At 54.4% G+C, this 7,519-nt stretch carries 9 protein-coding genes; 6 read left to right on the top strand and 3 right to left on the bottom strand.

Annotated features, from left to right (window positions below; all coding sequences use genetic code 11):
- Window positions 1-124 precede the first annotated feature (124 nt).
- Complete coding sequence (locus IQ254_RS28265) at window positions 125-1,528, top strand: phospholipase D-like domain-containing protein (protein ID WP_193969483.1); 1,404 nt, start codon at window positions 125-127, stop codon at window positions 1,526-1,528.
- A 35-nt stretch (window positions 1,529-1,563) separates the two neighbouring features.
- Here the strand turns inward: IQ254_RS28265 and IQ254_RS28260 are convergent, their stop codons facing one another.
- Window positions 1,564-1,875 carry a hypothetical protein gene (locus IQ254_RS28260; RefSeq protein WP_193969482.1) on the bottom strand — a complete coding sequence of 104 codons (312 nt, stop codon included), beginning with the start codon at window positions 1,873-1,875 and terminating at the stop codon, window positions 1,564-1,566.
- Between the two features lie 254 nt (window positions 1,876-2,129).
- Here IQ254_RS28260 and IQ254_RS28255 point away from each other — a divergent pair, with 254 nt between their 5' ends.
- The 4 genes from IQ254_RS28255 to IQ254_RS28240 all read left to right on the top strand — a co-directional run bounded on the left by IQ254_RS28255 (window position 2,130) and on the right by IQ254_RS28240 (window position 4,582).
- Window positions 2,130-2,714: a hypothetical protein gene (locus IQ254_RS28255; protein ID WP_228041186.1), complete on the top strand. Its 585-nt coding sequence runs from the start codon at window positions 2,130-2,132 to the stop codon at window positions 2,712-2,714.
- A gap of 535 nt (window positions 2,715-3,249) precedes the next feature.
- Entirely contained in the window at window positions 3,250-3,810 is a 561-nt protein-coding gene (locus tag IQ254_RS28250; protein WP_193969481.1) for a hypothetical protein, read from the top strand.
- Window positions 3,811-3,823: 13 nt separating this feature from the next.
- Window positions 3,824-4,231 carry a type II toxin-antitoxin system RelE/ParE family toxin gene (locus tag IQ254_RS28245; protein WP_228041185.1) on the top strand — a complete coding sequence of 136 codons (408 nt, stop codon included), beginning with the start codon at window positions 3,824-3,826 and terminating at the stop codon, window positions 4,229-4,231.
- A gap of 96 nt (window positions 4,232-4,327) precedes the next feature.
- On the top strand, window positions 4,328-4,582 hold the full coding sequence (locus IQ254_RS28240; RefSeq protein ID WP_193969480.1) for a hypothetical protein: 255 nt from the start codon (window positions 4,328-4,330) through the stop codon (window positions 4,580-4,582).
- 22 nt (window positions 4,583-4,604) lie between these two features.
- On the opposite strand, the gene IQ254_RS28235 is transcribed toward IQ254_RS28240, so the two are convergent.
- A complete protein-coding gene (locus tag IQ254_RS28235; RefSeq protein WP_193969479.1) occupies window positions 4,605-6,011 on the bottom strand; it encodes an amidohydrolase in 1,407 nt (468 codons plus the stop codon).
- 185 nt (window positions 6,012-6,196) lie between these two features.
- On the opposite strand from IQ254_RS28235, the gene IQ254_RS34035 reads away from it, so the two are divergent.
- Complete coding sequence (locus tag IQ254_RS34035; protein ID WP_193969484.1) at window positions 6,197-6,430, top strand: nucleotidyltransferase family protein; 234 nt, start codon at window positions 6,197-6,199, stop codon at window positions 6,428-6,430.
- Window positions 6,431-6,489: 59 nt separating this feature from the next.
- Here IQ254_RS34035 and IQ254_RS28225 read toward each other — a convergent pair.
- On the bottom strand, window positions 6,490-7,519 hold a 1,030-nt coding region (locus IQ254_RS28225), incomplete at its 5' end, for an aromatic ring-hydroxylating dioxygenase subunit alpha (protein WP_228041183.1).

The raw sequence follows: 7,519 nt of genomic DNA, 5'->3' as shown, positions 1-7,519 counted from the left end.
CTTCACCCCTTCACCCCTCACCCACATCTTCGCCTGCTCCCGTTAGCCACCTCCCTCCCCTGGGCTTTCTAAAGACAACAAAGTTTTCCTAAAGCTTGTGCATCTACTCCCTAGATCTCCTTGGGTGCGCTGGGGGATCGGGTGTGGGCTGGGGCTCCTGCTGTTTGTGGGGGTCAGTAGCCAGTTTCGCAGTGAGGCTACGCTGCCCACCCTCGATCCACTACCGCAGGACCCGTATATTCGAGCGTATTTCAACCAGAATCAGGCCGCGACCTATACCGACCCCTATCGTCAGATCACGCGCCACGGCGATGATTTGGAGCAGGTGATGGTGGATGCGATCGCCACCGCCCAATCTTCTATCGACGTGGCGGTTCAAGAGTTTTCGCTGCCGGGAATCGCCCATGCCTTGGCCGAGCGAGCGGCGACGGGCGTAGCGGTGCGGGTAGTGGTGGAAAACACCTACAGCACCCCCATCGCGCAGCGGGGCAATCCAGCGGCGTTTGCCCGGCTAGACGCGCATGCGGCGGCCAAAGCCAGCGATCTATGGGCCTTGATCGATGCCAATGGGGACGGAGCACTGAGTGAGAAGGAGTTGAGCGATCGCGATGCCCTCACCATTCTGGCCGCAGCCGACATTCCCCTCCTTGACGACACCGCCGACGGCAGCAAGGGCAGCGGCCTGATGCACCACAAGTTTATGGTGATCGATGGCCGCACCGTCGTCACTGGATCCGCAAATTGGACCCTGAGCGACACCCACGGTGACTTTACCAACCCTGACAGTCGCGGCAACGCCAACAGCCTGCTGGTGATCGACAGTCAACCCCTGGCCCAGCGCTTTGAGCAAGAATTTAGCCTGATGTGGGGCGATGGCCCCGGTGGTCAAACAGACAGCCTATTTGGCCTCCAAAAACCCCATCGCTCCTCAATGCTGGTCTCTATCCCTGGCTCGGTGCTTGAGGTACAGTTTTCGCCCACCTCCAAAACCCAGCCCTGGGCGCAGAGCGTCAACGGGTTGATCACCAAAACCCTGGGCCAGGCCACCCGCAGTGTCAACCTGGCGCTGTTTGTGTTTTCTGAGCAGGCGATTAGTCAGCAGCTGCTGCCTGTCGCCAAGCGGGGCGTGCCGATCAGCGTCTTGATCGACCCCAGCTTTGCCTATCGCAGCTATAGCGAAGGGCTCGATATGCTGGGGGTCACCCTGCCCGACCACAACTGTAAACGAGACAACAGTGTGCCCTGGGCTCAGCCCATTACCACGGTTGGCGTGCCCGCCTTGCCGCCTGGCGATAAGCTCCACCATAAATTTGCGGTGCTCGATCAAACCCTTGTGCTGGTGGGGTCGCAAAACTGGAGCCAGGCCGCCAACACCACCAACGACGAAAACCTGCTGGTCATCCGCAATGCTACCGTAGCCGCCCATTTTGAGCGCGAGTTTCAGCGGCTCTACGACGGGGCCGAGTTGGGAATGACCCCGCAATTGCAGGATGCGATCGCCCGACAAACGACAAAATGTAGCCTGTAGCTGCGCGGCGATGACTAGCCCACTGGCTTCCCGACTCAGCGCGCTTTAGCATCGTTCCAGTTGGGCCGCTCGCCCCGCGAGTCTTGGGCGATTAAACTTTCTACATGGGCAGGTTTCAGCCCTAGCCAGTTAATTGTTTGTTGCAGGTTCCAGCTCTGATACTGAGCGATAGAATGAATTTCAGCCAGGGTAATGGAAGACGCCGGGCTGCTCAACCAGTCCCTAAGGCTGGGGAATGGCACCTGCATGGCAATCGCCAAAGCTTGAGGGCTCTCATGTGACCTGAGCTCGAGCTGCAGCCAGGTGGCCAGCACGTTAACATTCCAGGGATAGTGGTTTGTGGTCATGGATTTTAAGGACGTGTTTTAAAGCTGCTCACTCATTGAACGCGTAGAATCTAACCAGTTCTCATATGCCCCCAGGGGTATACAAAAGTTTTGAACCGAGCTCGTAATTCTTATATAGAAATTGACGGGGCTGTACCCAAATATGTCACTTTTCTATGTGTGGCATTTGATCGGGAACAAGATAATCCTGAGGACTATCCAGAGGATGGGTTTCTAGGCGATACTAAGCCAATATCCTGAGGATTGTCCAGAGGATGGCAATGAACCCTGGGGAAATTGATCGGTATCCAGTCAACCAGCTACAAGATCGCTATAGCCTGGCCCGCAGCGCTGTGTATAAACGCATGGAGCAGTTGGGCATCGTGCCCAAGAAGGTAGGGCAGCGATCGTACATTGGTGCTCAAGAGCTGACTCTGATGGACGAACTGCATGTCTTTATTAACCAGGGTGGCAGCGCTGCTGAGTTTGTTGAAGCCCGAGGGCTGCGACAACAGCCGGGTAATCATGGCAACGGCAATGGTCAGTCTAATAGTGGGTCAGATCTAGCAACTACCCCTGGAGACTTTGGTGGACTGATCAGCGCGATCGTCTCTGAGGTGCTCAGTCGCGTCGGCATGGGGTCTGAGCCCGACCCGCTGAAATATTTTGAGACTCTAGAAAATGCTGCTCGTAACGGCTGGTTACTGAGCACCAGCGAACTGGCCGCATTAGTGGATTTGTCGCCGCAGGAAGTAGAGGGCTACGGCGATCGCTTTACCGAAGCCGGGTTTGTCTTCAGCCGCGCTGGCTATCGAAAAAACCGTGAGATTGCCTGGAAGGTCACAAAGCGTTTAAAATAAAAAGACCAGCACTGAACCTGCTGGCCTGAATGCAACTTGATTCGGTTTCTTTTTTTCCTTTGGTGATGTTGGTGTTAGCACTGGCATCACCTCTCTTTTTGAGGGGCGATGGGCTGTCAACCACTCTGGCGTTAGAGTTTGCCAGCAGGAGCTTTACCCACCAGTGGGGGCGGTGTCTCCCTGGGCCCTTCAACCTTGGGCTTATCCTAGCATATCCTGAGGACATTCCTGAGGACAACATCAAAACATTCCTGAGGAATGTCCTCAGGATATAAATTCATTAAGGCAATTTCAAGATCTCAGGGCAATAGCACTGCTACCCTGCGAAATTTAATGAACGTTCACTGGCAGAGCGTGTCAGATGGCAGACTGGAGCGACCGATGGGCATGCTTCCCGCTTCAGCCTGCCAATACTACCCAGATTCCATTCAAAATCAAAAATTATGGTCGCAAGATCGAATTTTGATACTGATCTTGATCTTTCACAAGATCTAAGATATAAGTATATTAATGGTCTTATCTTAGAGGGCTGGGCATGGATACTGATTTCTCGAAGGACGCGTTCTTTAAGTTTTTGGATTACCTTTCGGACAAAAACTTAGTTAAATTTCAAACTGTCAGAGGTTGGCGTTCAGCTGCTTCCAAGCTTATGGAAGATCTGTCAGAAGCAGAAGAAGCGGATGTACGGACTCTTGATATCGAGATTGCAGTACATAGGACGGCTAATCGCGATTCTGGTTCAATTTCTCCAAAATCGCTCAATACTTACCGACAGCGTGTTGCAATTGCAATTGCAGAATTTGTAAGGCGGCAGGAGGATCCGGCAGGATATAAGCCAAGGACGCTGAATGGACAGTCTCGTACGAAACCGACGAATGGGAGTTCTTCCAGAGCCAAAGCAGCCAGCGAGCCTGCAACAGCTCCCAAGAAACACGATAAAGAACCAGCACATTTGTCCAGTGGACTTACGCTTTCTTACCCACTGCGGACTGACTTCCTTGCACAAGTCGTTATCCCTCGCGATTTGAATACCGTTGAGGCTCGGCGCTTAGGCGCATTTTTGCTAACTATCGCAGTAGATTATCAACCAGATTAGTGGGGATAGTGATATGAATAATGAATCATCAAGCTATCATGCACATCCTCCAGAAGATGAGCATCAGCAAACGACGACAGTTAGCATTGATGCGACGACAGAATTTCAGCGGAGTCTTCGTGATCTTTCCAAGCGCTATCGAAGCGTTCGCAGCGACCTACAAGTGGTGATGCAGCAGCTAGAAGCAGGTAATTTCCTTGGCGATCGCATGGTCGGATTGGGCGAAGGCTGTGTTGTCTTCAAGGTTAGAGTGAGGAATCGAGATATCCAAAAGGGCAAAAGCGCTGGCTACCGATTGATCTACCAAGTTGAATCGCCGACATCTCTGCTTCTGCTCACGATTTACTCAAAGTCAGATCGCTCAGATATAACTGCCAACGAAGTTCGCGATATTGTGGGCAGTGTCTACCGAGATGATTAAGCGGACTCGTGGCGACTTTGGTGACGAGTAAGTCTTTCCTCTGCTAAGAGTCAGCTATCCTTAAAGAATGGTTGTATGGCTGGGGGTAGTAAGGCAATGAAAGCCATTGAACTAACGGGTACCGTGGACGAGCAAGGTAATCTACTGCTTGATCAGGCTGCCTCATCTATGCCCCAAGGCCCTGTAAGAGTAATAGTTCTGTATCCTGAAGACCATTCGATAGGAGATGTCAACGATCCAGATGACACCCCTATGGAAGAGGTGAAAGCTAGTTTAAAGCAAGCGCTGGAAGAAGCGAAATCTGGGCAAAGAATCCCTTTATCCCAACTTTGGGAGGGTATCGATGCCTAACAATGCAGCAATTGACACGATTCTACCGATTTAGCATCACATCTCGGTAGTGGGATTCAACAGGGTGATGTTGAGACTGGGCACCTTCTGTGGCAATTAGTTGACGCCGTAGGACGCTGTGTAGGGTAGCCGTATCCACCGTGAGCAGTTCGCCTTGATTGATTAACTGTCGCCCCTGCACCCAAGCAGCTTCGACAATATCTGTTGGCCGCCCCAAAACCAACAGCTGGAGCGGATTGGTGCGAGGCAGCATAGAAGGATGGTCGAGTTTGTAGAGGACCAGGTCGGCGTCCATGCCTGGGGCGAGGGTGCCGGTGCGATCGCCCAAATTCACCGCCTTTGCCCCACCTACTGTAGCCATATGCACAGCCTGCTCCGGCGTCAGCCAATGCTCGTAATCCTCATCCGTGACCGTGTGCAGAATGGTGCCCAACTTGAGCACCTCCAGCATATTTTGGGCATCGTTGCTGGCTGCTCCGTCGCAGCCCAGGGCTACATTTACCCCTGCCCGGTGGCACTTGAGAATAGGCGCTAAACCGCTGCCCAGACGCAGGTTGCTGACGGGGTTATGCACTAGGATCGATCCGGTACTAGCTAACAGCTCAATATCGGCATCGTCGATCCACACGCCGTGGGCCAGGGAGGTGCGGGGGGTGAGACGGCCAAGATTCTGCAAATGCTGCACGGCGCTGATGCCGTAGCGTTCTTGGGCCAGGCGCTGCTGGGCACGGGTTTCGAGCAGGTGGGTGTGGTAGCAGAGATTGTTGCGATCGCTTAATTCCCCACAGCCCCGCAACAGCTGATCAGAACAACGATGAAACCCCGTCGGCCCCAGCCCAATATAAATGCCGTTGTCGGGGTCGTGGAATTCTGCAATTAGCCCCTCCATCAGCGTCAGCAGTTCAGCCGCCGATCGCGGCGAAGCCGACTGAGGCAGCAGGCACCCCTTCGGAAAGCCTGACGCAAAAGGTAAATCTTGAATCAGCGGTGCCACCACGGCGCGAATACCCACCGCCTTATATCCCCGCACCAGCGCCTCTACCGTTTCCATTTCCTGCCCAGGAATGACATAGGCGTGATCCATCAGGCAGGTGCCGCCGGAGAGGAGGGTATCGACTGCCGTACTAACTGCGCCCCAGTAGAACTGGTCGAGCTGTCGGGGGGTCGAGTCGAATACATAGGCCAGCCACAGTTCCAGCGGCAGCTGGGGAATCAGCCCCCGCTGCCACACCTGGGAAGAATGGGTGTGGCCATTGACAAACCCCGGCAGTAGCAGTTTGGCTTGGCCATCCATGACCTGCTGGTCGGGGACCACAGGAAGGGTGCCTGCTGGGGCGACGGTATGAATTTGAGAATTTTCCAGAAGAACATCCACCGCTTCGAGGGTGTCGTGCTGAAGGGCGAGGACAGACTGGATCAGGGTTTGCATGGGGTTGTGAATTTTAGATTTTGGATTTTGGATTTTGGCGATTGGAGGGGATGCAAGACTGGAGGACGGTCTACAGCATTGGTAAAGTAGAGCTAGAAACCCCTCGTCGGCTGATCATGTCCCCAAGCGTTAGTCGAGACAATATTCTTGGCAAGATTAGGGCTCATAGGCTGACTCTCGAGGCCATGGGGGTAAAGTCGCTTGGGTTGTTTGGCTCTGTCGCCCGCAATGAAGCTACTGCCGAAAGTGATATAGACGTTTTGGTAGAATTCTCGCAGCCAGTGGGGTTTTTCCAAGTCTTTGACATTCAGTATTTTTTAGAAGATTTGCTCCAGTGCCCTATCGATTTGGGCACGGTAGATTCCCTGAAAGAACACCTGAGAACCCCAGTTTTAGAAGATATTATCCATGTCTTCTAGAGATTGGCGATCGCGAGTGCATGATATCTTAATCGCCATTGAAGCCATTCAGCGGCGTATCAACGGCCTGCCCCCCCATGGGCTTTGATCAGCGCTGCCAGTTGGCGGCGCATGACGATCCCCGGCTGATCTGACGGCATGTGCTGTTCACAGGACAGGTCCACTGGGGTGTCGTAGTCGGTTGATTCAAGCACCGCCTTGTCTTCGTTCACCACCTGGCGATCGAAAGCGATGATCGACTCGGCGCTGGCGTCGGCCTCGCTGTCGTTGCGAATACAGAACTGCACGATCTGGGAGGTGCGATCGCTGACCGGAGTCGCCGCCGTAAAGATCAGGTGCATCAGCCCGTTGGGATAGGTGATCTTGAGGGTGCGGCTAAAGGGCATGTACCAGGTCGATTCCACTTCGCGCACCGTAAGGCTATCGGGAATATTCAGGTTCTTCTGTTGGTTGGGCGGGTTCACCACGGGCACCGTAGCGGTGACCTTGAGGCCCAGTTCCAGCGGCACAATCTCTGACTTAGCGGGCTTGGGCTGCTCGGTCACCCCAAAAGATTCGGCATGGACGATGCTGAAGTGGGCATTGTCGAAGGAATTTTCCATTACCCGCAGGCCGCTACAGTGCCAGGGTTCGTAGAACTGGGGAATCAGCCGATTTTCAAGCACGTTGGCCTCGGCGATCTCTGGCAGCGGCAGTAGGGGATCGGCGGATAAGCAGACCCAGGCGTAGCCGTAGCGTGCTTCGCAGAGGTAAGGATCAACTCGGTAGGTCTTGGGGATCGCAGCACCGGGGTCGAGCTGAGGGACGTTGGCACAGGAGCCATCCGCGCTATAGGACCAGCCGTGGTAGGGGCAGCGGACGCAGCCGTCTTTGACAATGCCCATAGAAAGTTTGGCGGAACGATGGCAGCAGCGATCGCGCAATGCCGCTGGTTTCCCTTCCGCCGTCAGCCACAGCACCAGGGGCTCACCGAGCAGTGTGAATGGTTTGGGAGCGTCGGCAAGATCGGCGATCGGCATGACGGGATACCAGAAGCGGCGTAGGACGGGGTGTTGGGTGGCGAGCATGGTGGGTGGATGGGTGCAGGGG

It is taken from the genome of Nodosilinea sp. LEGE 07088 (assembly GCF_015207395.1).
Lineage (GTDB): Bacteria > Cyanobacteriota > Cyanobacteriia > Phormidesmidales > Phormidesmidaceae > Nodosilinea.
Note: the sequence above shows the minus strand (reverse complement) of the source record. Positions and strands in the feature narration are given on the sequence as shown.